This is a genomic window from Fictibacillus sp. S7 (genome assembly GCF_004127935.1).
Lineage (GTDB): Bacteria > Bacillota > Bacilli > Bacillales > Fictibacillaceae > Fictibacillus_C > Fictibacillus_C enclensis.
On the sequence record NZ_QJKL01000001.1, the window covers coordinates 524,278 to 549,700 of the forward strand.

The window sequence follows — 25,423 nt, forward strand, 5'->3', positions numbered from 1 at the left end:
TGAGGATTTGTTGGAAATTCGATCATTTGCCGGATATGAGCTGCAAAAAGCAAAGTCTAATTCCCCTGAGGACCTTTTTAACCGTTCGGAAGTCAAGTATACCCATCAGGGGAAGGACCGTTCCTTTGAGTTGCTGTATGTGAGATTTCTAGAAGAACAATTGCCGGATCTCACAGAGCAGCTCACGATGGAAAATGGAGAGCAGCTCGCTGTGAAGGACATTGCTGCTCTTGCCTGCCTGATGCAGGCGGATGGCTATCTTGAACGCCGGAAAGTATATATCAATAATCAGGATCAATTCTCTATTCTGTTTCAGAATCTTGACTGGAACAAAGTGAAAAAGATCTGGGTCCAGTTGGAACAGCATAAGTCAAATCCTAAAGAATGCCTCCTTTAAACAGGGGGCTTTTTTCTATTTACAAGCGTAAAAGGAAAGGAAAAAGGGAAAACTCATATAACTACTTATTCGGAGGTTCGTTCATGCCTAAAATTCTATCCGTCCAAACAACAAACCTGCCCCACAAACTGGAACAGGAACAAACACTTGAATTTGCAAGAGGCTTATTTCGCCGCTCGTTTAAGGACATTGAACGGCTTTTGAAAGTCTTTCATAATGGAGAAATCAAAACGCGCTATTTCGCCAAGCCGATCGAATGGTTTGCCGAACCCCACTCTCTGCAGGAGAAAAATGACTCATATATCGAGAGTGCGACCCGGTTTGGCGGCCGGGCCATTCGAAAGTGCTTGCAGGAATCTCCGTTTTTAAACCGTCCGATTGATTATCATGAAATTGATGCCATCTTCTTTATTTCCAGTTCAGGCTTAGCCACACCGAGCATCGAGGCCAGGATTATGAATAAATTGCCGTTTTCCCCGCATACCAAGAGAATCCCCATCTGGGGTCTTGGCTGTGCAGGCGGGGCTTCCGGGTTTTCAAGAGCTTATGAGTATTGCAAAGCGTTTCCGGACGCCAACGTGCTTGTGCTGAGTGTGGAACTTTGCAGTCTGACGTTTCAGCATGATGATCAAAGTAAAAGCAACCTGGTGGGCACGTCACTATTTTCGGATGGAGTAGGCTGCGCCTTGCTTTGCGGGGATGAATCTGAGGCGAGGAGCGCCTCATCTCTGGACGCTGTGCCGGAAGTGAGAGATACCATGTCAACCCTCATGCCAAACTCTGAAGAGGTGATGGGATGGGATGTGAAAGACAACGGATTGTATGTCGTGTTTTCCAGTGACATTCCTAACATCATTCGTGGCTGGCTGAAGCCCAACGTGGATCAATTTCTTGAACGCAATGCCCTTACCGGCCGTGATATTCGTCATTTTATTGCTCACCCCGGCGGAAAGAAAGTGCTGGATGCCTATGTGGATGCTTTGGACATGCCTCTTGAGAAATCGGATGTCTCCAAGGCTGTCCTTCAGGAATTTGGGAACATGTCATCCGCTACGGTCTTTTATGTGATGGAACGTTTTATGGCAAGAATGCCTGAAAGAGGGGATACCGGTCTAATGGCTGCGCTGGGACCGGGATTTTCATCTGAATTGCTTTATATACAATGGAGATAAAAAAGGGGGCGGATCCATGCTGTTCTGGATTTTTTTTGCAGTGCTGGTGATTCAACGGCTTGCAGAACTTTTGATTGCCAGAAAAAATGAAAAATACCTGCTTTCCAAAGGAGCTTTTGAAGCAGGACGGGAACACTACAAATGGATGGTCGGCATACATACGTGTTTTTTTATTTCGTTTTTAGTGGAAGTACTTTTGTTTAATAAACAACCGGCATTTTGGTGGTGGATCCCTTTTTCACTATTTCTTCTTGCCCAATGCGCTCGTGTTTGGTGCATCTCCTCTTTAGGCCATTTCTGGAATACGAAGATCATTATATTGCCCGGTGCTCATGTGGTGGCCAAAGGACCATACAAATATATAAGACATCCAAACTATGTCATCGTTACCCTTGAAATTATTACGATTCCTTTAGTGTTTCAAGCCTATTTCACAATGGTGCTCTTTCTCATTTTAAATGCGGTTATTCTGTCTGTCCGAATACCGGAAGAAGAAAAGGCATTGCAGAAGGCAACCAATTATAACGCCCATTTTGAGGGGAAGCATCGGTTCCTGCCAGGCGATGATCGCTGACTGGAAAGAATTTACCAATCATAACCGTCCGTTTTTTGCATAAACTTGTACAAAACAACTAAGGACGGGATACCATGCGCTATTCAACGAAAAAATGGACAATGCTTATTATAGTGGCTGCACTTCTGATGACCTGCATGCTTCCTCAAGTAAAAGCTGCAGGGCCTGGTGTATCAGCTAGGGCCGCTATTTTAATGGAACAGGAATCAGGAAGGATTCTTTATGCCCGCAATGAACACCGTCCCATGCGCATTGCAAGCATTACCAAGATCATGACAGCGATCCTTGCCATTGAATCGGGCAAGCTATCTGACCGTGTCACCATCAGTGATAGGGCGACACGGACGGAAGGTTCTTCTCTCTATTTAAAACTGGGGGAGCATATTTCCCTGAATGATCTCGTATATGGATTGATTCTCCGTTCAGGCAATGATTCAGCTGTGGCCATCGCCGAATATGTGGGCGGCAGTATGGATGGGTTCGTTTATCTGATGAATCAAAAAGCCCGTGAAATCGGAATGAAGAACACCCTGTTCAGAAATCCGCATGGTCTTGATGACCACGATGACCATTATTCCTCCGCCTATGATATGGCGCTGCTTACCCGGTATGCGATGGAAAATGAAAAGTTCAGGGAGATTTCCTCCTCTGTTATGTACCGGTCGCCACAAGAAGGCGAGAAATGGGAACGGGTTTGGAGGAATAAAAATAAAATGCTGAAGCTGTACCCCTATTCCACTGGCGGAAAAACGGGCTATACAAAGCTTGCTAAACGCACCCTTGTATCCACCGCCAAAAAGGACGACATGGGGCTGATCGCCGTTACGTTGAATGATCCCAATGACTGGGAAGATCACGCTGCCATGTTTAACTGGGGGTACCGGACGTTCAAGCTGACCAGCCTCGTTAAAAAAGGGGTTGTAGACGGGATTAAGCTTAAAGCGTATGAAAATAAAATTGAAGCGGCAAGGGACCTCAATTACCCCTTGATGAAGGGGGAGAAAAGGGAGATCCAAAAATCGGTGAATCTGTATCAGCCGCCAAAAGGAGGAAAATGGAAAAAGGGAGCAGTGCCTAAACCAATTGGCAAAATGAAGGTGATGCTTGGAGACCAAATCATTGGTAATCTTCCTTTGTTTTATGAAGGGAAAGGCCTGGTGAAGGAAGACAGGAGTATCTGGAATGTGTTTAAACAGATGGTTGCCTCATTGTTCGCGATAAACGGAGGTACTCGTCATGGTTAATTACATCTGGGTGGGGATGATGGTGACCGGGTTTATTGTCGCGATTTTCAGCGGCAATGTGGATAAGGTGAATGCAGCCGTTTTTAAAAGCGCACAGGAAGCAGTCACCATCAGTCTGGGCATGATCAGTATCCTTGTTTTCTGGCTGGGATTGATGAAAATTGCGGAAAAGGGCGGGCTGCTGGAGTTTTTGGCTCTTTTGTTCCGCCCGCTCGTTAAACGGCTTTTTCCAGATGTGCCAGAAGGCCATCCGGCGCTTGGCTATATATTATCCAATATGGTCGCAAACCTCTTTGGCCTTGGGAATGCTGCTACTCCTATGGGCATCAAGGCTATGGAACAGCTGAAATTATTAAACGGGGGGAAAAACGAAGCGAGCCGCTCCATGATTACCCTGCTGGCGATTAACACTTCGAGCATTACGCTCATTCCTACGACTATTATTGCCATCCGGATGAACTACGGCTCGCAAAACCCTACGGACATAGTAGGGACAACACTGATGGCTACGGCTGTCTCCACCGTGTTCTCACTTTCTATTGACCGCTTTTTCTATTACAGGTCCGTCCGGAAGGGGAAAAAATAGAGTATGAGTTTCATAAATTCATTTTCCATCTGGTTTATTCCTTTTTTGATCGGATTCATTCTGCTATACGGCACCTGCAAGAAGGTGCCAACCTATGAAGCCTTCGTGGAAGGTGGAAAAGAAGGTTTTTCTCTTGCTGTCTCTATGATTCCATATTTGGTCGGCATGCTCGTTTCGATATCCGTTTTCCGGGCTTCAGGAGCGCTTGATCTCCTTCTCGATTTTGGAAAGCCGCTGTTTGATTGGATGCATGTACCTGGGGAAGTTGTTCCACTCGGGCTGATGCGAACCATTTCCGGAAGCGGGGCGCTTGGCATGACATCTGATTTGATCGCTTCCCATGGCCCTGACTCCTTTGTTGGCCGGCTTGCTTCAACGATTCAAGGGAGCACCGATACAACCTTTTACGTGTTGACCGTCTATTTTGGGGCGGTGGGCATCCGGAAAATGGGCTATGCTCTGAAGGTTGGTTTGCTGGCTGATCTTGTCGGTTTTATCGCTTCAATTGTGGTTGTCAGTCTCGTATTTTCATAGAACACACTGGATGGAACCAAACATCCGGTGTGTTTTTGTTTATAAACCGGCTTTTCTGTTGCGACCTTGTGAAATGGAAGGCGAGAGAGTATGATGTTAAAAGAGGTGAAATCATGGAACGTTTACAAAAGGTAATTGCCCAAAGCGGCATTACATCAAGAAGAAAAGCAGAAGAGTTAATCACGGAAGGAAAAGTTAAAGTCAACGGAACCGTTGTCCGGGAGCTTGGGACAAAAGTTACAGGAAAAGACCGGATTGAAGTTAATGGCGTGCAAATCGAAAGGGAACAATCGGTTTACTTTTTAATGTACAAGCCATCTGGAGTGATTACGGCAGTTTCGGATGATAAAGGAAGAAAGGTGGTTTCCGATTATTTTCAAGATATCGTCGAGGAGCGGATCTTTCCTGTCGGACGGCTGGATTATGATACATCTGGTGTCCTGATTATGACCAATGACGGTACATTTGCCAATGAGTTGATGCACCCGAAATATAAAGTGGATAAAACCTATATTGCAAAGATAAAAGGAATTCCGGAACGGGAAGTTCTGAAAAAGCTTGAAAGAGGAATCATGCTGGATGACGGAAAAACGGCTCCGGCAAGGGTTAAATTCCTTTCGGGAGACAAGAAAAAGCAGACGGCTATTATTGAGCTCACTATCCATGAGGGAAGAAACCGTCAAGTACGGCGAATGTTTGAAGCCATTGGGCATCCGGTCCTGAAGCTGAAAAGGGAACGGTATGCTTTTTTGGACGTGAAAGGCCTAAATCCAGGGGAATTTAGAGAGCTGACGCCTCATGAAGTGAAGCAACTGCGAAACCAAGCTGTCACACAACCGTCAAAAAAGAGGGGCCATAACTAAAATACAAGGCGTTATAGTTAAGATGGAAACCTAGAAGCAGAAGATGGGAGCGTCGCACGTGAAGAAAAAGCAAAGACTGGTGTTTCGTTCGATTCTCCTTGTCATCGTTGCCGTTGCGGTAGGCTACACCCTATATAATAATGTATTTAACGATAAAAGCGGCAGTGTTCAAAAAGGAGATCAAGCACCCGATTTTGAGTTGACGGATCTACAGGGAAACAAGGTACAGCTTTCAGATTACAAAGGAAAGGGTGTATTCCTGAATTTTTGGGGAACCTGGTGCAAGCCTTGTCAGAGGGAAATGCCGTATATGCAAAAGGAATACAGAAATTATAAGAAGCAGGGAGTAGAGATTCTCGCCGTTAATGTGGGGGAATCCCGCGTTTCTGTTAAGAATTTTGCTGACCGCTTTCATTTGTCTTTTCCTATTCCACTTGATGGATCCAGGGAAGTCACCAAAGCGTATGGCATTGGGCCAATCCCAACCACGTTCCTGGTGGACAAAAACGGAAAAGTCATCGAAATAACGAGTGAGTCGTTATCGAATGAGACCATTAAATCGTATATGGAAAAAATCAAGCCGTAACGGGGTGTGCAAAATTGAAAACAATCAAATGTGAATGCGGCCATAGCAATCCGTTCGGAACCGAAATCTGTGAATCGTGCGGAAAGCCGTTAACCAATGAAAATTCGCGCGAATTGATCAACATGAGGTATGAGGGAAGCGCCGTGCGTTCTCAAACCTACAATAAAACGATCGTTGATAAAATTTGGAATTTCTTTTCATCCGTTAAAGTGGGAATTTGGATCATTATTGTGATTTTAATTGCTGCAGCGATTGGGACCATCTTTCCGCAAGAAATGTACATACCACCTAATGTGGACCCGACAACTTATTACAAAGAGGAATACGGAACACCGGGCCAGATTTTCTATTTGCTGGGTTTTCATAATCTTTATGGTTCCTGGTGGTTTCTTTTGCTGCTTGCAGCGCTTGGCATCTCGCTCATTATTGTGAGCATTGACCGTGGGTTTCCTCTCTACAGAGCCCTTAAATACCAGCTGGTGACCAGGCATGAGAGCTTTATGAAAAGACAGAGGCTTTTTGCCGTGTCCGACAGCGGAATTTCCATGGACCGTGTGAAACGTGTGCTGGCGAAGAAACATTATAAAATCAAGGAAGACAACGGCAATATCCTTGCTGAGAAAAATCGTTTTTCACGATGGGGGCCCTATGTTAACCATGCCGGTCTGATCATATTTCTGATTGGGGCGATGCTTCGTTTCTTCCCGGGTATGTATACCGATCAGACACTGTGGATTCGGGAAGGTGAGACAGTGGCTGTACCCGGAACAAAGACGGAAGATGGACAATACTATCTGAAGAACCACAAATTTATTATGGAACTTTATGACAAGAAGGATAAAGAGTATTCAGCTGCCCTGGACAAAACAGGGAATCCTGTGCCTAAAAACTATCAAAGCAATGTCACCCTTTACCATGCGGGTCCTTCTGATGTTGTCGGGGCAAAACCAGAGCTTAAGAAAGAAAGAGACGCTAAAATTAAAGTCAATGAACCGTTATCCTTTAATGATTATTCTCTCTATCAAGTAGATTTTAAGTTAAATGAGTTTCATAGGATGAATCTGAAGCTGGAAAATAAAAAATCAGGAAAAAGTTATGGCGAGATTAAAGTAAACCTGTTTAATCCAAAATCTACCTACGTTCTTGGAAACGGCTACAAAGTGGAGATGGTTGAGTATTTTCCGAACTTCAAACTCGACGAAAATGACCAGCCAACGACGGAAAACAGTGTTCCCGATAATCCTGCTTTTGTTTTCAAGATGTTTACCCCGGAGACGCCGAAAGGGGAAACGGCGTTTATTGGCATACGGAAAAATGTGGAGGCTGGCGACAACAAATACAAAATGTCGTTTTCAGGAATTGAAACTAAGAATGTTTCAGCTTTGACCGTCAAAAAGGATAAGACCCTTCCAATCATCATCATCGGGGGCATTATTTTCATGCTCGGTGTGGTCCAGGGTCTGTACTGGAACCACCGGAGAATTTGGATTCAACAGAGAAACGGTCAATTATGGATTGCTGCCCATACCAACAAAAACTGGTTTGGCTTGAAAAGAGAGATGCAGAACATTTCAGAAGATTCCGGGCTGGTCATGCCGATTGACCAAAGTGACGAAAAAAGTGCTTAAGCCCTGTACAGGAGGTTATTATGGCTGAACTCAGCAGTACTTTGCTTTATATCGCCTTTATTATTTATCTCATTGCAACGCTTGTCTTTGCCATGTCTCTTTCCGATAAAAAAGGAAAAGAGAACAAAGCGGCTTATACGAGAAGATGGGGAAGAGTGGGCTACGCTCTTTCTATCCTCGGTTTTATCTCGCAGCTCGGATATTTTGTGACCCGATGGATAGCCAGCGGACATGCACCGGTCAGCAACCTGTTTGAATTCACAACCTTTTTTGGGATGATGATGGTGTTTGCTTTTATCCTGCTGTATGGGATATACAAAACCAACGCGCTAGGTGTTTTTGCCATGCCGATCGCGCTTCTTGTTATTGCGTATGCCAGCATGTTTCCAAAGGATATCGCCCCGCTGATTCCTGCACTTCAAAGTGACTGGCTGAAAATCCATGTTACAACAGCTGCGCTGGGAGAAGGAATTCTATCCATTTCCTTTGTCGCTGGATTGATTTTTCTAATCCGGGTCGTTGACCAGACTCGCTCTACCAAAAAGACGAAAATGCTCGAAATCATTATGTATTTTCTCTTATGTGTATTCGGCTTTATTCTTGTCAGCGCCATTTCTGCAGCAGCAGGTTATGAAACATCGTTCAACTTCACCGACAAGAAGGATCAGAAGGTGGAATTAACCTACAATGTGCCTGCGCTTGTCGGACCGCCGAACGGTACTCAGGCAGATGACCACTTTGGACCGCTCGTTGCCTCACCTTCGTGGATGAACGGAGAGCAGGCTCCAAGGAAATTCAATACCTTTATCTGGTCGCTGCTTACAGGCGGTGTGCTGTACGGCATTGTCCGGCTCATTTTAAGAAAACGAATTTCAGCCGCGATTCAGCCGAAGCTCATGAACCTGAAACCGGATCTGTTGGATGAAATCAGCTACCGGTCAGTGGCCATCGGCTTTCCCGTATTTACGCTCGGGGCGCTGATCTTTGCCATGATATGGGCACAGGAGGCCTGGACCAGGTTCTGGGGATGGGATCCAAAAGAAGTTTGGGCCTTGATCACCTTCCTGTTTTACGCCGCCTATCTTCATTTCCGCCTTTCACGAGGCTGGCATGGCGAAAAATCAGCCTGGCTGTGCGTCATTGGATTTGTCATCATCATGTTCAATCTGATTGCTGTTAATCTTGTAATATCCGGCCTTCATTCCTATGCGTAACACGAAAAAAGCGGCCCTTCATCTCAATTTTTCCTTTTGAGATGAAGGGTTTTGTTATATACAAGCTGTTCATGTATGATAGAGGTGCAGATTCAATGAAATGGAGGAACACCAGTGGAAAAAGAAGCGAAGATTTTAATCGTGGATGATGAAGAACGAATCCGCAAGCTTTTAAAAATGTACCTGGAACGCGAAAATTATGAAGTGGATGAAGCGGAAAACGGAGAGGAAGCTTTGGATTTTGCTTTGACACTGAACTATGATTTGATATTGCTTGATCTCATGATGCCGGGTATGGACGGTATGGAAGTCTGTGAAAAATTAAGACAGCGAAAAGCGACACCAGTTATTATGCTGACAGCAAAAGGGGAAGAAGTTAACCGGATCCAGGGCTTCGAGTCCGGAGCGGATGATTATATCGTAAAACCGTTCAGCCCCCGTGAAGTGATTCTGCGGGTTAAAGCGCTGCTTCGGCGGTCCTCTTCCACAAAATTCTTACAAACGGAATCGGTTGCCAAAAATATTATTGTGTTTCCGCATCTGACCATTGACCATGACGCTCACCGTGTGATTGCCGGGGGCAAGGAGGTCAACCTGACACCAAAAGAATACGAGCTCCTTTATTATCTGGCCAAAACACCGGATAAAGTGTATGCTCGGGAACAGCTCTTAAAAGATGTTTGGAACTATGAGTTCTTTGGGGATTTGAGAACAGTGGATACACATGTTAAACGGCTCCGTGAAAAATTAAATAAAGTGTCTCCGGAAGCTGCATCCATGATTGCGACGGTGTGGGGAGTCGGCTACAAATTTGAGGTTGCAGAACAAGCATGATCTGGCGTAGTGTCGTCGGAAAACTGTGGGTCACCATTTTACTTCTGGTTTCGGTTGTTTTGTTCATACTGACGGTGATGCTGACGCAGTTTGTTGGCCGTTATTACGATAATCAAGCGGAAGAACAGCTCACCAAGCTCACGCATAAAATGGTGGAACTTCTTGAGGACTATAACAGCAAAGAAGAGGCGCTGCGCATTTCATCGGAGCTCGTGGATGCCTATTCCTTGAACGCCATGATCATCATGAATAAAAAGGAGCATTACTCACCGACATCACGAAAGCAGGAAGAAGCGGACCTTCCGGTGAGTGTCTTTTTTAAAAATAAATCCCTCGCCTCTGTTTACCAAAACGGTAAAAAAGTGGTCAAGAAGGGCGATTTTCCAGTCATGTCAAAAGGGAAGGAAATACATAACAGGCTTCTGATCGTCGGTCTTCCCTTTAAGATGGAAAACGGAAAAACCGGTGCCGTTTATGTGTATCAGTCACTGGAAAACATAGCTGAAAGCACCAATTATACCAAAAGACTGATCTTTTTATCGGCTGGCATCGCCATCATCCTGACAACAATCTTTGCTTTCTTTCTATCCAGCCGTGTGACTGCGCCGCTGCGCAAGATGAGGGAAGCGGCCTCTCATATGGCTCGTGGTGAATTCGATATGAAGGTGCCGATGCTGACCCATGACGAAATCGGTGAACTTGCCATGGCGTTTAACAGGATGGGGAGGCAGCTGAAAAATTTCATTACTGCGTTGAATCAGGAAAAGGAACAGCTGTCTGGAATTCTCAGCTCGATGGCCGATGGCGTTATTACGTTTGACCGCAGGATGAGCATCCTTGTTTCGAACCCTCCTGCACAGCGTTTTTTGCAGGCTTGGTATTATGAACAGGGAATGGACAAGGACAAAAAAGAAGCCCTGCCATCGGAGCTTACCGAGTTGTTTCAAAATGTTGTCACTTCCGAAAAAGAACAATACATCGAAATTGATATTCAGGGGCGAAGCTGGGTGGTCGTTATGACTCCGCTTTACAACCAATACTTTGTAAGGGGAGCGGTGGCTGTACTTCGTGATATGACAGAAGAGCGGCAGATGGAGAAACTGAACAAAGATTTCATTGCCAATGTCTCGCATGAACTCAGAACACCGATTTCTATGCTTCAGGGATACAGTGAGGCCATCGTGGACGATGTGGCTGGTTCCAGGGAGGAGGAAAAAGAAATTGTGAAGATCATTCATGATGAATCGCTCAGAATGGGGCGGCTGGTCAATGAGCTACTCGATTTGGCAAGGCTTGAAGCCGGACAGATGAAGCTGCGTCCGGCGACGGTTTCGGTTAACGAGTTCTTTGAGCGGGTCGTCCGGAAATTTTATGGCATTGCCAGAGAGCGTGACATTGAGCTCACCCTTAACCTGAAGGCAGATGGCACCGCCCGGTTTGACCCTGACCGAATTGAACAGGTGCTGACCAATTTGATCGATAATGCCCTTCGCCATACCGCCTCGAACGGCAAGGTCGCCATTTTGGTGGAACGGTTCAAACAGGGGCTGAAGATTGAAGTGACAGACAATGGATCAGGGATTGCAGAAGAAGACCTTCCGTTTGTGTTTGAGCGGTTTTATAAAGCCGATAAAGCACGAACACGCGGAAAAAAAGGCGGTACCGGCCTTGGACTGGCCATTGCAAAAAATATTGTGGTGACCCACAATGGGAGCATTTCGGTTCACAGCAAGCTCAACGAAGGTACCACTTTTTCCATCTTCTTGCCGCTATCTGTTGAAGAATAGGTAATTCGCCCGATTTTTCTTGTTCCATAAGAAACAAACCCAAAAACAAACGGTTCCCGCCGTTTGTTTTTTTATTATCTCGTACGGTAAAGGTTCTTAAAAAACGTCTTTCGCATAACATGAAAGGGTGATTCTTGTTTCAGGAGGAAAAGATGAAAGACTACGGAAGACGTTTTTTGGTAGTACTGGCGATCACCCTTTGTATTGGCATGCTATTTCTTGGAGGGAAGGGCGGAGAGGCGAAATCGAGGGGAAATTTCGAAAAACACTTGAAGCAACCCGTTTTTCATGGTACAAAAGTGGATAAGGATTTGCCCAAGAAATAGGTTGTACAATAAGAGGAGGAAACGGTTTTGCCGACAGACTATCACAATCATTTGGAAAAAGGAACGCTCACACTGGACTACTTAAAGAAATTTGTGGATGAAGCACGCTCTAAAAACATTCCTAATTTCGGGATTTCTGAACATGCCTATCATTTCTATCAAACGAAGGATATTGTCAGCAAGCCCTGGATGGAAGAACGCAGATACTATGATATGGAAGACTATGTGAAATTGTTTCATGAAGCATGGAACAACGATTTGGATGTGAAGATGTCGATCGAAATGGACTATACCCCCGGTAGCCATAAAGAGATGGAGCAGTTTATCTCAAACTATGATTTTGATTATGTCATTGGTTCTGTCCACTGGGTAGGTGATTTCGGAATCGACCTGGCGGAATACCGCAAAGAATGGGACCGCAGGGACCTGTATGAGGTGTACAGACAATATTACGATCAGGTGGTCACGCTCGCGGAGTCCAATCTTTTTGACATCATTGGCCATATAGATCTTGTTAAGATTTTCAAGTACATACCCAAGGATGAAGAATTTTTGCTTGAGCAGTACGACCGGGCCACTGAAGCACTGAAAAATTCAAAGACCTGTGTGGAGATTTCGACTGCCGGCTTAAGAAAACCCGTTCAAAGGCTGTACCCAGAACCCGTTCTTCTCAAGATGTGCAAAGATAAAGGAATACCGATCGTCTTTTCTTCTGACGCACACGAGCCCGGTCATGTAGGAGCAGATTATGATCAAGCGTTTCAACTGGCAAAGGAAACAGGATACACCTCGGTTATGACGTTTAACAAGGGACAAAGAAAAGAAATATCCTTTTAACTTAAAACACAGCAAAAAGCACGGAGTTTCGATCTCCGTGCTTTTTGCGTTACAGATTAATTTTGGTGGCTGACACAACGTCTGGCAGTTCCTTGATTTTCAGCAGAATGTCTTGAGCCAGCTCCTTGTCAAAGCTCAGCATCATGATGGCCTCTCCGCCTGCCATTTTTCGTCCCACCTGCATTGACGCAATGTTAATCTCAAGGTCGCCGATCAGCTTACCGACCCTTCCGATGACGCCCGGGCGATCGATATGTTCAATATAAACAAGATAGCCTTCGGGGACAAAATCGGTAGAATATCCGTTAATATTGACGACTCTCGGTCCATACCCGCTGATAAAGGTGGCCTGAAGGCTGAAGCTGTCATGTTCTCCGATTACTCGGGCTTCCATCCAATTTTCATAGCCCTGAGCATCCGTGCTGTAGGTTTCGCCAAAGGTAAATCCTTGTTCTTTAGCAATCAGTGCGGCATTAATATCGTTTACGATCCGGTCAACTCTTGGCTGTAAAAACCCTGACAGTAGCCCTCTGGTTACAAGTCCGGTGTCATAGTCGGTGATGGAACCAGCAAAGGTAATTTTAATTTCCTTAATTGGGGAGGAAAAAGATTGTGACAGCAATTGGCCAGACATCTTGGCAAGCTCATAGAATGGGTAAATTTTTTGAAATTCCTCATTGGAAACCGCAGGGAGATTCACGGCATTTTTCACCGGCTTTCCCTTGAAATAGGAGGATATCTCATGAGCAACCTGTGATGCGACATTTAACTGGGCTTCGGTCGTAGATGCAGCAATATGGGGTGTGGCAATCACATTGTTCAGTTGAACCAGCCTGTTTTCCACTGCTGGTTCGGTTTCAAAAACATCAAGAGCGCAGCCAGCCACATGTCCACGGGTCAAGAAAGTATAAAGAGCTTCTTCATCGAGAATCCCCCCTCTGGCACAGTTGATGAGGTAAACCCCTTGTTTTGTTTTTGAAAGATTGTCAGCGTTGATCAATTTTTTGGTGTCGTTTGTGAGCGGTGTATGTACACTGATAATATCGCTGGTACTCAGCAGCTCATCAAGCGGTAAAGAAGTTACCTGAAGTGTTTTTGCTCTGTCATTGGTCAGAAAAGGATCATAAACCTGCACCTTTGCGCCGAATACTCTTGCCCGTTTGGCTAATTCCGTGCCAATCCTGCCCATACCGACAATGCCAAGCGATTTTCCGGACAGTTCGGTTCCTTTGAAACTCGAACGGTTCCATTTTTTTTCTTTAACCGATTGATTGGCCTGAGGAATTTTTCGAAGGAGGGCCATGATCATCGCAAACGTATGCTCCGCTGTGGAAATAGTATTGCCGTCGGGAGCATTGATGACCAGTATTCCTCTCTGTGTGGCTGCGTCGATATCGATATTGTCTACCCCCACACCAGCGCGGGCAATGATTTTCAAGTTTGAAAAACGCGACAGCATCTCTTTGGTTACCATGGTGGCACTCCGCACAACCAGAGCATCAATATGTTCCGGTTGGGAAATATCGTTAACGTGCCCGTAGATGACAGAAACACCAGGCATGCTCTCCAGTTCTGCCATTCCTTCCTTTGCAATCGAATCGGTTGCCAGCACCGTATACATAAAATCACTCCGCTCCTGATATTTTTCGGAATATTTATATAACACTGATAATTTATCACAGGATTTTTTTGCTTACAAACAAAATCTGAGAAATTGTTCGTTTGAGGACATTGACAAGCCGGATTGGTATGATTTTTAATGAATATAAAAAGCCCTTCGGATGAAGGGCTTGGTCCGTCCTTAACTATTCAAACTTTAATGGGTTGCCTTCAAACGGCTCGTCTGCTACTTTGATTGAATCAGTAGGGCAGCCTTCGAACGCGTCCTGCATATCATCGACCAGTACATCTGGAATTTCAACGATACCCTGGTTTTCATCAAGAGTAACAAAAGCGATCCCTTCATCATCATAATCATAAATATCAGGGGCGGCAGCTCCACAAGCTCCACAGGCAATGCAAGTGTCTTTGTCTACAATTGTGTACTTTGGCATATTTATAACCTCCTAATCATGGTAAAACGATACAATATATTACGTATACATGCAAATTGTAATACTTCAATATATGTGTGCTATACATATTGTAAGTTATTCTCTACCATTATTTCAATAGAAAAAATGATCGTTTGTGCAAACACTCCTCGAATACTTCCGATTCCCCTGCAGTTTCTTCACAGAACAAGCAACCCATAGTTAAGCTTTTTCATGTAAACTATAAGCGTGGTGATAAAACAATGAATATGACAGAAGGACTTCTTCTATACTTGATTAAAAAATTTAACGGGGAACGCAGCCTTTCAGGTCTTCTCCACATGCTTAATGGAAAAAAGACGTCACAAACCCTCTCAGACGGCCACTTGTTCAATATTTCATCTTTTTTTGGAATATTGCCCGGTCTTCGCCGGAATGAGGCTGAACATATGGCTGCAGAGCTGCTGAAAAGAGGGTGGGTGTGTCTGGAGAATGATCGCTATACGATAACGGATAAAGGGGCACAGGTGACTGAAGATTTTTTTAATCTGCATCCTTACCTGTTTATGTTTGATGGCATGCGCTACAAACAGGCTGAGCAGCCTTTCTACCAATTGCTAACACTTTACATACAATCACTTTCTCATGCGATCAGGCAGGATTTTTCTTTTTTGCCAGTTTCGCAGGATCCAGCTGTTCTTCATTCAGTAAAGGTGTGGTTCCCAAAAGGGGAAGATAGGCAGAAGGAAGCGGATCAGTTGTATAGGGAAATGTTAGCCCTTCTTAGTGAATGGGCCGATCTTGACGCGGAGAATTTTGTCCTGAGACTGAGCAGGCATAACCGGACAGGCTTAACGAATAAACAAGTTGCACAGATTCTTCAGATCCCGGAAGTGGAAGCACAGCTTCGTTTTCGTTCCATGCTTCACTTTCTTTTGAAAAGGGCCAAGGAGGCACATGAGGAGTACAAGGTGCTGAACAAATTGATGGCTGGTCTGGATCTGGACAAGCCGTTAACTCTTTCGGCACAAAAAACTTGGAATCTTTTGAACGAAGGAAAGAGCATGGAGCAAATCATTAATATTCGCGGGATGAAAAAAAGCACCATTGAAGATCATCTTGTTGAAATTGCCATCCATTATGACCGTTTTTCAATCGATCACTATGTTTCTTTGGAAGAACAGCAAAGGATTTTAAATGCTTATACTGTCCTTCAGACAAAAAAGCTGAAAGTGATTAAAGATAGACTGGAAGATATATCGTATTTTAAAATCAGGCTTGTCTTAGGAAAGGCGGGAGATATTCTTGGAACTTCAAACCCTGTTATATGAACGTTTTGGCTATCATGAATTTCGTGCCGGCCAGCTTGAAGTCATTGAGGATATTCTGTGCAAACGAGATGTATTGGCAATGATGCCGACAGGAACAGGGAAATCTCTGTGCTACCAACTACCCGGATATGTTTTTTCAGGAGCGGTGCTCATAGTATCACCATTATTATCGCTGATGGAAGACCAGGTGGAACAACTGAAGCGGTCGGGAGAGAAAAGAGCGGTAGCCCTGAACAGCTTTATGGATTTTCAAGAAAAAAGAAGGGTTATGCGGAACCTTTACTATTACAAGTTTATTTATGTATCCCCAGAGATCCTGCAAAATGAATATATGATCAGAGAGTTAAAAAAACTATCGATCTCTCTTTTTGTAGTAGACGAAGCCCATTGCATTTCCCAGTGGGGACACGAATTCCGCACCAGCTATCTTAAACTTTCTTCCATACGGTCACAACTGGGCCAACCCCCATGTCTGGCATTGACGGCAACAGCAACACCCGAAGTCAGGAGGGACATTTGTGACAAGCTTGGAATTCCTTCATGCATAGAGCATGTGTACAGTGTAGACCGTCCAAATATTGCACTCGCCACCGAACAGCACCCGGTTCATATGGACAAGCTGAACCGGGCACTGGAGCTCGCTTCTACCCTGGAAGGACCCGGACTTTTATATGCTTCAACCCGGTCATGGGCAGAACAACTCGCAGAAATGCTTCGTGCGCATGGCAAGAGCAGGGTGGCTGCCTATCATGGAGGCCTTGAAAATGAAGACCGGCTGTTGATTCAAAAACAGTTTCTAAATGATGAGCTGGATCTGATTTGCTGCACGAACGCCTTTGGAATGGGCATCAATAAACCGAATATCCGTTACGTCATTCATTTTCATATGCCAGCCAATATTGAATCGTATGTACAGGAAATCGGACGGGCCGGAAGGGATGGTAAGCCCAGCCTTGCTGTGCTTTTGTACAGCTGCGGGGATACTGAACTTCCGGAAATGTTCATTGATCATGAGTATCCAAACGAAACCCAAGTCCTTCATTGCGCTTCGTGGCCTGCCGGTGACCCTCTTCAATTTTTAGAGATGCTCGAACGCATGGAAATGGGGGAGAGCGCGAGAAGATTTATGTTTTACCAATTTGAGGAGGAAGGTTATTTTTCCAGAACCAGACAGCTCTTGCCAGAAACGGCAAGAGATCGCATTTTATCAAAAATTCAACACAGAAAAGCGCACAAGCGCAAAAAACTGAATGAAATGGTAGAATGGACGAAAGGTGATTTCTGCAAACGGAAAAAGATCGGGGATATCTTTAGTGAAACCAGCCAAAGCATGGAAAGAAATTGCTGCAGTTTTTGCCATTTGGACCTCGGTCTTTTTTATAGAAAAGAAGAAAAGGAACGTTCTTTTGAAGAGCATATGAGCTGGCAAAAGGAGCTTCGATATATTTTTAATCAGGAAAGCGATGGTGTTCATGAAGAAGTGGGATCAATCTGCGCTGATCCGGCAAATGAGCGACAAGGAGCTGCGACTTAATATATATGTGTCCCAGGGAGTTTTTCTGGCTGCGGGAACATTGATTATGCTGTTTACCGGGTTTCATCTGGAGAGGTTCAGGTGGGGAGTGTTTCCTGTACTTGTACTCGGTCTGGGGACAGCTCTTCTGGTGGTGCTGGTCAATCTGCTGCTTCATTTGATTTTACCCGAAAGAATGCTCGATGATGGCGGCATCAATGAACGGATTTTCAGAAAGGTCCCGATTTGGCATATTGCCTTTTTGACGGCTGTGATCTCGTTTTCCGAAGAGTGGCTGTTCCGCGGTGCCATTCAGCCTCTATTGGGTTTGAGCCTAACGAGTTTACTATTTGCTGTACTCCATGTACGATATATAAAAAAGCCAGTTCTATTCATAGCAGCGGTTCTATTAAGTTTTCTGCTCGGATACTTATATGAAAAAACCAACAATTTAGTTATACCCATGACTGCACATTTTTTTATTGATTTCCTGCTTGGCCTTCTTATCTCTAAAGGCTGGCTGATTTCCCGAAACAATCGGGCTGGAAACGGAGGTGGTTTTTTTGAAGAACGTGAGTGAGGAGACCGGACTGATTCAGGATCGTCCACTGCCTTCGAGAAAAGAATTTCATCAAAGAAAAGCGAAAAGGATCAACGGGACACAAGCCGGAGAAAAGACACCCCCTGCGCCTTCAACTCCGGAAAAGAAAAAACGGCTGCCGCTAACCCGGAGCCTCCTTCTGGCATTTATGCTGCTTGTTGTTTTTATTCTTACTTATAATCTCTGGTTTCCGAAAGTCATGAATCCGATTAACGGTAAAGATGATGTTCAAAAAGTGCAGATCGAATCTCATAATTAAGCTGACGGCATAACTGCCGTCAGCTTTTTTTCATGAACAAAAACAGGAAGCCCATTCGGAATGATTTAATTGGCAGAAGCATAATTTGAAGCAGGAGGGGGCTTATATGAATGCATTGAACAATTGGAAGGTCGAGCCTTATATTTCGGACATTTGCAAAGTGGTTCTCCAAACGTTAATCGAAAAAAAGGAACGAAAAGACCAGCTTGACAAGCAGATGAAATGGTGGGCCTTTTACAGTTCACTCATGGGGTGCTTAAGCTTGATTTATTTGTATGGATTTAAGTGGAATGAGGCAGAAAGTGTGCGGGCGGCAGTGGCATCCCTGGCAGGTGACCAGATGGTTTGGTTTATTTTTGTTTACTTTTTGCTGGCAGGGGTTCAGTGGAAACGGATGAAAAAGAAATGTTCAAAAGCGGATGAAGAGTTTGAAAGCATACGGAAAGAGATCGTAGAGCGTGGCGACGATTTATGGCCAAGACCTGACATGTGGAATAACAGGCACCAGGTCATGGAGTTTATAAAATCAGAATACAACATTAATCTGTATCACAAATGAAAGGTTAGACGGCACATGGGCAGCCAAAGAAGAAATAATCGGCAATTGCATGTTTTTCCGAATTGATCACGACAAAATGGTCATCCAGCGTTTCAATCCTTCCGAAAGCAATGGTTTGATGGGCCAGAGGGCAATAAACTTCAACGGGAAGACCCAGTTTTTCGTTATATTCAAGATCTTTATTTAACACGAGAGATTTTGTCTTGATTTTTAATAAAGTCATGCTGTTCCTCTCCAATCTATTTGAAATTTATCGGTTTGTAATTTTAATGATAAGTCAATTTTACAGGATTTACAATAAGAGATTTTTAAATATTCTCATAATTTTAATAAAGATGGCCCTGCTCATGTAAATAGTGAGACGGGAAAATTTACATGTTGGGGAGGAAAAATAGGGTATGTTTGTGAAAAGTCATATGGTTCCATTGAGGAAAACACATTTTATCCAAAAGAATGCATCAGTCCAGGAGGCATTGGATTTGATGGAAAAACATGACCTGGATGGCATACCGGTTGTTGAGGAAAAACGCTATCAGGGAATCATCACACGCCACTTCATCTATGAGTCCTGCTTCATAAGCTCTTTGTCAAAAGAGCAATTTTTGCTGAAAACAAAAGCCGGGGAAATTTCAAGGTACAAAAACCAGGCTGTGTCTGAGGATGAAATGTTTGAACAAACGCTTCTTATGGTCAACGACATGCCAATCGTTGCGGTAGCGGATAAACATAATGTGCTCCTTGGCATTATCACAAGGTATGATGTGCTTGAACAGTTTCAAAGCGCGTTTGGCATGAAAATGCCTGGAGTGCGAATCGCCTTTGCCTCTTTGGAAGCGGAAGGAAGGATTGCGAGACTGTCTGAAATTACAAAACAATTTCATGAAAACATTATTTCGTTAACCACTTTTGATGAGACGGATAAATTGGTCAGAAGGATGGTGATGAAGGTAGAAAAAACCCCTAACCTTAATAAATTTACGGAAAAGCTCAGCCAGTCCGGATTCAGGATTTTAAGCATACATGAAGATTGAGACGGCCCTTAATTTAGGGCTGTCCTTTTTAGCAATTTTCAGTTAAAATGTGTTTTACCAAACAGCATATTAGGGGAATGAAAAATAAAATCTCCAAATAAAAAAAGAGTATTCAGTAAAAATTGGTTTTTCTCCGGATTCCTGAAATTTTACACCAGTAAATCTGTCCGCTATACTAATAGGTATAATCAGCTATTGGAGGATATAGAAATGGCATCACCGGAAGGAAAATACAATATAAAAGCCGTGTCTAAAATGCTTGGCATCCAGGCAGGAACACTTCGTGCATGGGAGCGGAGATATTCGATCATTGAGCCCAAGAGGAACGAAGCGGGCCACCGGCTTTATACTGATGAACATATCTATATTATCAAATGGCTTATGAATAAAATTAAACATGGTTTTACAATAAGCCAGGCAGTCGACCTGCTGGAACACCATGGGAATAAAATATCACAGATTGTTGTGGAAAGCAGTGGGCAGAAGGATGTAGCAATGCAGCTGTCGGACGAGCTTCTTTCCGCTCTGATGTCATTCAATGAGCGCAAAGCCAAGGAAGTGATGGACAGGGCTTTCAGCCTTTTTACTCTCGAAAAAGTGACCATCGACATTCTGGGTTCATTGCTTGTTAAGGTAGGTGACATGTGGGAAAACCAAAAAATAACGGTGGCCCATGAGCACTATGCCTCCAGCTTTTTAAAAGGGAAGATTGGTAATATTATGTTTCATCTTCCTGTGGACAGCTATCTTCCAAGGGTGATAGCAGTATGCGGACTAAAAGAGACTCACGAACTGGGCCTTTTGATTTTTACACTTTACCTGCGGCAAAAAGGATTTGAGGTGATTTACCTCGGTGAAGGCATCCCTCCTGAAGATCTCGATACTGTCATCCGGGAGGTTGATCCTAAATTGCTATTTGTTTCCTGCACCATCGAAGAGCATTTGCTGTCAACAGTTGAATGGATAGAGCAGGCGGCATATCACCATCCCTCCCTCCAAATTGGCTTGGGAGGCCTGGGACTTGAATATTTATCCAATGATATAAAAACCAAATTTAAAGACATTATAATAGGGAACACCAAAACGGAATGGGATCAATGGATTCACCAAAAATTAAAAGAAGAAAAACGACCGCCTCTTTGGTCACAGAAGTGAGAGGATCATTAATCACCAACTGCCTTCTCACTCATATAGTGTAAGTAAAGAGATGCGGAATCGAATGTAAGGGGGACCAGAAATGCGGGTAGAGCGATTAACTTATAACAAGATCAAAATCTTCCTAACGTTTGATGATTTAAAGGAACGCGGAATATCCAAAGATGAGATATGGCAGGACATTCCAAAAGTTCACCAATTATTCCGAGACATGATGACCGAAGCAGACGATGAAGTAGGGTTTAAAGCAGACGGACCGATCGCTGTTGAAGTTTTTGCTTTACCGGCGCAAGGAATGGTGGTCATTGTGACAAAAGGGCATAACGAGTATGAACTTGAAGATGAATACGATGATGACTATATTGAAATGCAGGTTACACTTGATGAAAGTGACGAAATCTTCTATGAGTTTTCTTCCTTTGAAGATGTGATTGCACTAGCACAACGCCTGAAACCTTTAAATTTGGATGCTGGCGTTCTCTACTCGTTCGAAAATTGTTTTTACTTGAAATTTGAAGAACATGACCTTACAGAAATCGAATTGGATACTTTGATTGCGCTGATGGCCGAGTTTGGCAGTTCATCTACGATTACGAGCCACAGGGTGATCGAATACGGAAAAGCACTGATGGACAGTCATGCGATTTCGCAAATTAATAAGTATTTTAATTAAGCTCCCGTCCAAACGGGAGTTTTTTTAGTTCAAAAGGCGGTGTTTGCTATTACATCAAGCACTAAACGTGGTATGATAGATTGGATTTCCTCAAAGAAAAGCTCATACGGAGTGGCAGGGAATATACTGATAATACATATATTTTGGGTAGGAGTGATTCTTAACAATGAAGATTGCAGTATTATATGGCGGCATATCTGCTGAACGAGAGGTTTCCATCTCCTCCGGCAAACAAATCATCAATGCTCTTGAAAGCAGAGGACATGAAGTGATTGGTGTTGACTTTCATCCCGACCGTCTCGATGACATTATTCATCTTGATGTGGATGCTGTTTTTATAGGATTGCACGGGCGTTATGGCGAAGACGGCCGCTTGCAAAGCTTGCTTGATATGCTGAAAATTCCATATGTCGGTTCAGGCGTTCTAGCCTCTGCTCTTGCAATGGATAAAGCAAGGTCCAAGCAGTTTTTTAAGAATGCCGGTATCCGCATCGCTCAAGAAGTGGTTCTGGAGAAAAAGCTGTATAAGGAAGATCAGCTGGATGTGCCATTCGGTTTTCCTTTGGTGGTCAAACCCAACCATGAAGGCTCCACCATTGGGTTAACGATTGCAAAGGACGAAGAAGAAATGCTGAAGGGAATTTCTACAGCCATGCTTCACGATCAGACCGTCCTGATTGAAGAATTTATCTCAGGAAAAGAAGTAACCGTAGCGGTTATGGGAGATAAAGGGGATGTCAAAGCTCTTCCTGTTGTTGAAATTGTCCCGAAAAATGAATATTACGATTATGAATCTAAATATGCCGCAGGCGGCAGCGTCCATTATGTTCCTGCACGTCTCGATGAAGATACAACAGCTTTGCTTCAAAAGCAAGCGGTGGATGCTCATGAAGTATTGGGATGCGAGGTTTATTCACGTGTAGACTTTATCGTTCCGGGAGATGGAACCGATCCAGTTATTCTTGAAGTAAATACTCTTCCTGGCATGACACCTACAAGCTTATTTCCGGATGCGGCAAAAGAAGCAGGTCTTTCTTACCCTGAAATGATTGAACAGCTTGTTCAGCTTTCACTAAAAAAATAAAAGTTGCCCTTCTGTTGGAACAGAAGGGCTTTATTGCTGACTTTTTTGCGGATGGGAAAAAAGTACCGTAAGCGCTTACGTTTTTCGGGACATTCTTCAAAATTCCCTTCTCATGGAGCAAACAAAGGTGTATACTGTCTCTGAAGATTGACTAAACTTTAGAGGTGACATTAATGGGAGGTAAACAAATGACTGCCCAAAACGCAGCAGATCACAAATCAGAAAATCATGAAAATAACAATGTGCTAACCGCAACACAATCTGTGATTGGGGAAGCATTGGATAAATTGGGATACCCTGAAGAAGTATTTGAGTTGTTGAAAGAGCCCATCCGTATGCTGACTGTCCGCATTCCTGTAAAAATGGATGACGGATCCACTAAAATTTTTACAGGTTACCGTTCTCAGCACAATGACTCTGTCGGACCTACAAAGGGTGGCGTGAGATTCCATCCAAGTGTAACCGAAACAGAAGTAAAAGCGCTTTCGATTTGGATGAGCCTTAAGGCTGGAATTGTGGACCTTCCTTATGGAGGCGGTAAGGGGGGCATTATTTGCGACCCGAGAAACATGTCATTCCGCGAGCTTGAACGCTTAAGCCGCGGTTATGTTCGCGCAATCAGCCAGCTTGTAGGTCCTACAAAAGATATTCCTGCTCCAGATGTATTCACGAACTCCCAGATTATGGCGTGGATGATGGACGAATACAGCCGGATCCGCGAGTTTGATTCTCCTGGATTCATCACCGGTAAACCATTGGTTCTCGGCGGATCCCATGGACGTGAAACCGCTACGGCAAAAGGTGTGACCATCTGCATCCGTGAAGCCGCTGCAAAACGCGGTTTTTCCCTTGAGGGTGCGCGTGTCGTCATTCAGGGATTTGGAAACGCAGGAAGCTTCCTGGCGAAATTCATGCATGATACTGGCGCAAAAGTAATTGGAATCTCCGATGCCTATGGTGCCCTGCACGATCCGGATGGACTGGACATCGACTATCTGCTGGAAAGACGCGACAGTTTTGGCACGGTTACCAAATTATTTAAAGACACCATATCCAATAAAGAACTATTGGAGCTGGATTGCGACATTCTGGTTCCGGCTGCCATTGAAAACCAGATCACAGCCGAGAATGCCCACAACATAAAAGCTTCCATCGTTGTGGAAGCAGCAAATGGACCAACGACACTTGAAGGTACAAAAATCCTGACAGAACGCGGTATTCTCCTTGTACCGGATGTGCTGGCAAGTGCCGGCGGCGTAACCGTTTCTTATTTTGAATGGGTGCAAAACAACCAGGGCTACTACTGGACCGAGGAAGAAGTCGAGAAGAAGCTTGAAACCGTGATGGTCAAGTCATTCAATAACGTGTATACAACCTCATCGAACCGCAAAGTGAACATGCGGCTTGCCGCCTACATGGTCGGTGTCCGCAAAATGGCGGAAGCTTCCCGCTTCCGCGGATGGATTTAATTTTTTGCAAATAACGGCTCAATCCCCTATCATTACTTTCAGATAGGGGATTTTTTTGTTTTTGGATAATTCAATCCTCTGATTGAATACTATGGTTGTGCAGACAAAAGATCCCTACAGATAAAGACCAGGAGAGTGGAGAAATGAAGTACGATGTTGTGATTATAGGCGGGGGTCCCTGCGGTTTATCCGCAGCAATCGCCGTCAAAGAAAAAGGACTATCCTATTTGGTCATTGAAAAGGGGAACATTGTAGAGAGCATCTACAACTATCCGACCCATCAAACCTTTTTTAGTACCAGTGAAAAGCTCGAAATAGGAAATATGCCTTTTGTGAATGAAGAAAGAAAACCAAGAAGAATCCATGCTTTAACCTACTATCGAGAAGTGGCGAAGCGGAAGGAAATTAACATTCATACGTATGAGAAGGTCACCGGGGTAGAGAGAATCAATGACGCTGAATTCACTGTCCAGACCGAAACGGTAAAAGGTGAACAGCATGAATATTCCTCTGGTGCCGTCATCATCGCCACAGGCTATTACGATAATCCGACGTACATGAATGTAAAAGGTGAGGACCAGGGACACGTTTTCCATTATTTTAAAGAAGGACATCCATACTATGATAAAGACATAACCGTCATTGGGGGAAAAAATTCAGCGGTCGATACGGCGCTTGAATTGCAGAAAGCCGGGGCGAGGGTTACGGTTCTTTACCGTGGAGAGGACTATTCCCCAAGTGTAAAACCGTGGGTGCTTCCCGATTTTGTATCCCATGTGAATCATGGAAGAATTGCAATGCACTTTGGAGCAAATGTGCTTGAAATCGGGGAAGACCATGTCATCTATGAGAAAAATGGAGAAGAAGCTTCAGTGAAAGCTGACTTTGTATTCGCAATGACCGGGTATCATCCTGATCATAGTTTTCTGCATAAAATCGGCATCGATATCGACAAGGAGACCGGCCGTCCGGCACACCATCCGGAAACCATGGAAACGAACGTTAAAAATGTGTTCATTTGCGGGGTCATTGCTGCCGGAAACAACGCCAATGAAATTTTCATTGAAAATGGCAGGTTTCATGGCCATTTCATTGCAGAAGCCCTTACAGCTCCGCGGCAATAACGCGGGGCT

At 44.2% G+C, this 25,423-nt stretch carries 28 protein-coding genes; 25 read left to right on the plus strand and 3 right to left on the minus strand.

All coding sequences use genetic code 11. The annotated features are described in order from the left end of the window. The first annotated feature begins 7 nt into the window (after positions 1-7). The 14 genes from DMO16_RS02710 (at position 8) to DMO16_RS02770 (ending at position 12,582) form a co-directional block, all read left to right on the plus strand. On the plus strand, positions 8-397 hold the full coding sequence (locus DMO16_RS02710) for a hypothetical protein (RefSeq protein WP_129475205.1): 390 nt from the start codon (positions 8-10) through the stop codon (positions 395-397). Between the two features lie 83 nt (positions 398-480). After that, entirely contained in the window at positions 481-1,569 is a 1,089-nt protein-coding gene (locus DMO16_RS02715; protein ID WP_129475207.1) for a type III polyketide synthase, read from the plus strand. Between the two features lie 16 nt (positions 1,570-1,585). Then, positions 1,586-2,143: an isoprenylcysteine carboxyl methyltransferase family protein gene (locus DMO16_RS02720; RefSeq protein ID WP_061970777.1), complete on the plus strand. Its 558-nt coding sequence runs from the start codon at positions 1,586-1,588 to the stop codon at positions 2,141-2,143. Positions 2,144-2,217: 74 nt separating this feature from the next. Next, positions 2,218-3,387, plus strand: coding sequence for a D-alanyl-D-alanine carboxypeptidase family protein (locus DMO16_RS02725; RefSeq protein WP_241840422.1), 1,170 nt, complete (start codon positions 2,218-2,220; stop codon positions 3,385-3,387). Then, the gene (locus tag DMO16_RS02730) at positions 3,380-3,973 is read left to right on the plus strand and encodes a nucleoside recognition domain-containing protein (protein WP_129475209.1); all 594 of its coding nucleotides are present in this window, start codon (positions 3,380-3,382) and stop codon (positions 3,971-3,973) included. The genes DMO16_RS02725 and DMO16_RS02730 overlap by 8 nt, the downstream gene beginning before the upstream one ends. A 3-nt stretch (positions 3,974-3,976) precedes the next feature. After that, positions 3,977-4,507 carry a spore maturation protein gene (locus DMO16_RS02735; protein ID WP_061970771.1) on the plus strand — a complete coding sequence of 177 codons (531 nt, stop codon included), beginning with the start codon at positions 3,977-3,979 and terminating at the stop codon, positions 4,505-4,507. A gap of 113 nt (positions 4,508-4,620) precedes the next feature. After that, positions 4,621-5,370 carry a pseudouridine synthase gene (locus tag DMO16_RS02740; RefSeq protein WP_061970769.1) on the plus strand — a complete coding sequence of 250 codons (750 nt, stop codon included), beginning with the start codon at positions 4,621-4,623 and terminating at the stop codon, positions 5,368-5,370. A gap of 58 nt (positions 5,371-5,428) precedes the next feature. Further along, on the plus strand, positions 5,429-5,956 hold the full coding sequence (gene resA / locus DMO16_RS02745; RefSeq protein WP_061970767.1) for a thiol-disulfide oxidoreductase ResA: 528 nt from the start codon (positions 5,429-5,431) through the stop codon (positions 5,954-5,956). A gap of 14 nt (positions 5,957-5,970) precedes the next feature. Beyond that, a complete protein-coding gene (resB, locus tag DMO16_RS02750; RefSeq protein ID WP_129475211.1) occupies positions 5,971-7,584 on the plus strand; it encodes a cytochrome c biogenesis protein ResB in 1,614 nt (537 codons plus the stop codon). Between the two features lie 20 nt (positions 7,585-7,604). Then, positions 7,605-8,798 (plus strand): c-type cytochrome biogenesis protein CcsB, encoded by a 1,194-nt coding sequence (ccsB, locus tag DMO16_RS02755; protein WP_061970763.1) that lies wholly within the window; start codon positions 7,605-7,607, stop codon positions 8,796-8,798. Positions 8,799-8,912: 114 nt separating this feature from the next. After that, positions 8,913-9,632: a response regulator transcription factor gene (locus DMO16_RS02760; protein ID WP_061970761.1), complete on the plus strand. Its 720-nt coding sequence runs from the start codon at positions 8,913-8,915 to the stop codon at positions 9,630-9,632. After that, the gene (locus tag DMO16_RS02765) at positions 9,629-11,419 is read left to right on the plus strand and encodes an ATP-binding protein (protein WP_129475213.1); all 1,791 of its coding nucleotides are present in this window, start codon (positions 9,629-9,631) and stop codon (positions 11,417-11,419) included. Before DMO16_RS02760 ends, DMO16_RS02765 begins: the two co-directional genes overlap by 4 nt. Positions 11,420-11,571: 152 nt before the next feature. After that, positions 11,572-11,745, plus strand: coding sequence for a hypothetical protein (locus DMO16_RS24110; RefSeq protein ID WP_156412563.1), 174 nt, complete (start codon positions 11,572-11,574; stop codon positions 11,743-11,745). Positions 11,746-11,772: 27 nt separating this feature from the next. Then, a complete protein-coding gene (locus tag DMO16_RS02770; protein ID WP_061970756.1) occupies positions 11,773-12,582 on the plus strand; it encodes a histidinol-phosphatase in 810 nt (269 codons plus the stop codon). A gap of 49 nt (positions 12,583-12,631) precedes the next feature. Here the strand turns inward: DMO16_RS02770 and serA are convergent, their stop codons facing one another. Next, a complete protein-coding gene (gene serA / locus DMO16_RS02775; RefSeq protein ID WP_129475216.1) occupies positions 12,632-14,203 on the minus strand; it encodes a phosphoglycerate dehydrogenase in 1,572 nt (523 codons plus the stop codon). A 184-nt stretch (positions 14,204-14,387) separates the two neighbouring features. Next, complete coding sequence (locus tag DMO16_RS02780) at positions 14,388-14,636, minus strand: ferredoxin (protein WP_129475218.1); 249 nt, start codon at positions 14,634-14,636, stop codon at positions 14,388-14,390. Between the two features lie 242 nt (positions 14,637-14,878). On the opposite strand from DMO16_RS02780, the gene DMO16_RS02785 reads away from it, so the two are divergent. The 5 genes from DMO16_RS02785 (at position 14,879) to DMO16_RS02805 (ending at position 18,878) form a co-directional block, all read left to right on the plus strand. Continuing rightward, positions 14,879-15,946 (plus strand): helix-turn-helix domain-containing protein, encoded by a 1,068-nt coding sequence (locus DMO16_RS02785; RefSeq protein WP_129475220.1) that lies wholly within the window; start codon positions 14,879-14,881, stop codon positions 15,944-15,946. Further along, positions 15,921-17,480 (plus strand): RecQ family ATP-dependent DNA helicase, encoded by a 1,560-nt coding sequence (locus tag DMO16_RS02790; protein ID WP_129475222.1) that lies wholly within the window; start codon positions 15,921-15,923, stop codon positions 17,478-17,480. The genes DMO16_RS02785 and DMO16_RS02790 overlap by 26 nt, the downstream gene beginning before the upstream one ends. After that, a complete protein-coding gene (locus DMO16_RS02795; protein WP_074440492.1) occupies positions 17,419-18,039 on the plus strand; it encodes a CPBP family intramembrane glutamic endopeptidase in 621 nt (206 codons plus the stop codon). Before DMO16_RS02790 ends, DMO16_RS02795 begins: the two co-directional genes overlap by 62 nt. Continuing rightward, entirely contained in the window at positions 18,023-18,319 is a 297-nt protein-coding gene (locus DMO16_RS02800) for a hypothetical protein (RefSeq protein WP_061970736.1), read from the plus strand. Before DMO16_RS02795 ends, DMO16_RS02800 begins: the two co-directional genes overlap by 17 nt. Positions 18,320-18,425: 106 nt before the next feature. Beyond that, positions 18,426-18,878: a DUF2663 family protein gene (locus DMO16_RS02805; protein WP_061970733.1), complete on the plus strand. Its 453-nt coding sequence runs from the start codon at positions 18,426-18,428 to the stop codon at positions 18,876-18,878. A gap of 4 nt (positions 18,879-18,882) precedes the next feature. Here the strand turns inward: DMO16_RS02805 and DMO16_RS02810 are convergent, their stop codons facing one another. Beyond that, positions 18,883-19,101: a hypothetical protein gene (locus DMO16_RS02810; protein ID WP_061970731.1), complete on the minus strand. Its 219-nt coding sequence runs from the start codon at positions 19,099-19,101 to the stop codon at positions 18,883-18,885. A 193-nt stretch (positions 19,102-19,294) separates the two neighbouring features. On the opposite strand from DMO16_RS02810, the gene DMO16_RS02815 reads away from it, so the two are divergent. The 6 genes from DMO16_RS02815 to DMO16_RS02840 all read left to right on the plus strand — a co-directional run bounded on the left by DMO16_RS02815 (position 19,295) and on the right by DMO16_RS02840 (position 25,414). Further along, a complete protein-coding gene (locus DMO16_RS02815; protein WP_347232861.1) occupies positions 19,295-19,909 on the plus strand; it encodes a CBS domain-containing protein in 615 nt (204 codons plus the stop codon). Positions 19,910-20,119: 210 nt separating this feature from the next. Beyond that, entirely contained in the window at positions 20,120-21,064 is a 945-nt protein-coding gene (locus DMO16_RS02820) for a MerR family transcriptional regulator (protein WP_061970726.1), read from the plus strand. 82 nt (positions 21,065-21,146) lie between these two features. Next, positions 21,147-21,737, plus strand: a complete 591-nt coding sequence (locus tag DMO16_RS02825) for a genetic competence negative regulator (protein WP_061970724.1) — start codon at positions 21,147-21,149, stop codon at positions 21,735-21,737. 166 nt (positions 21,738-21,903) lie between these two features. Beyond that, the gene (locus tag DMO16_RS02830; protein WP_129475224.1) at positions 21,904-22,821 is read left to right on the plus strand and encodes a D-alanine--D-alanine ligase family protein; all 918 of its coding nucleotides are present in this window, start codon (positions 21,904-21,906) and stop codon (positions 22,819-22,821) included. A 188-nt stretch (positions 22,822-23,009) separates the two neighbouring features. Further along, a complete protein-coding gene (locus tag DMO16_RS02835) occupies positions 23,010-24,290 on the plus strand; it encodes a Glu/Leu/Phe/Val family dehydrogenase (RefSeq protein WP_129475226.1) in 1,281 nt (426 codons plus the stop codon). Positions 24,291-24,433: 143 nt separating this feature from the next. Continuing rightward, positions 24,434-25,414, plus strand: a complete 981-nt coding sequence (locus tag DMO16_RS02840) for a YpdA family putative bacillithiol disulfide reductase (protein WP_129475228.1) — start codon at positions 24,434-24,436, stop codon at positions 25,412-25,414. The last annotated feature ends 9 nt before the right edge of the window (positions 25,415-25,423 follow it).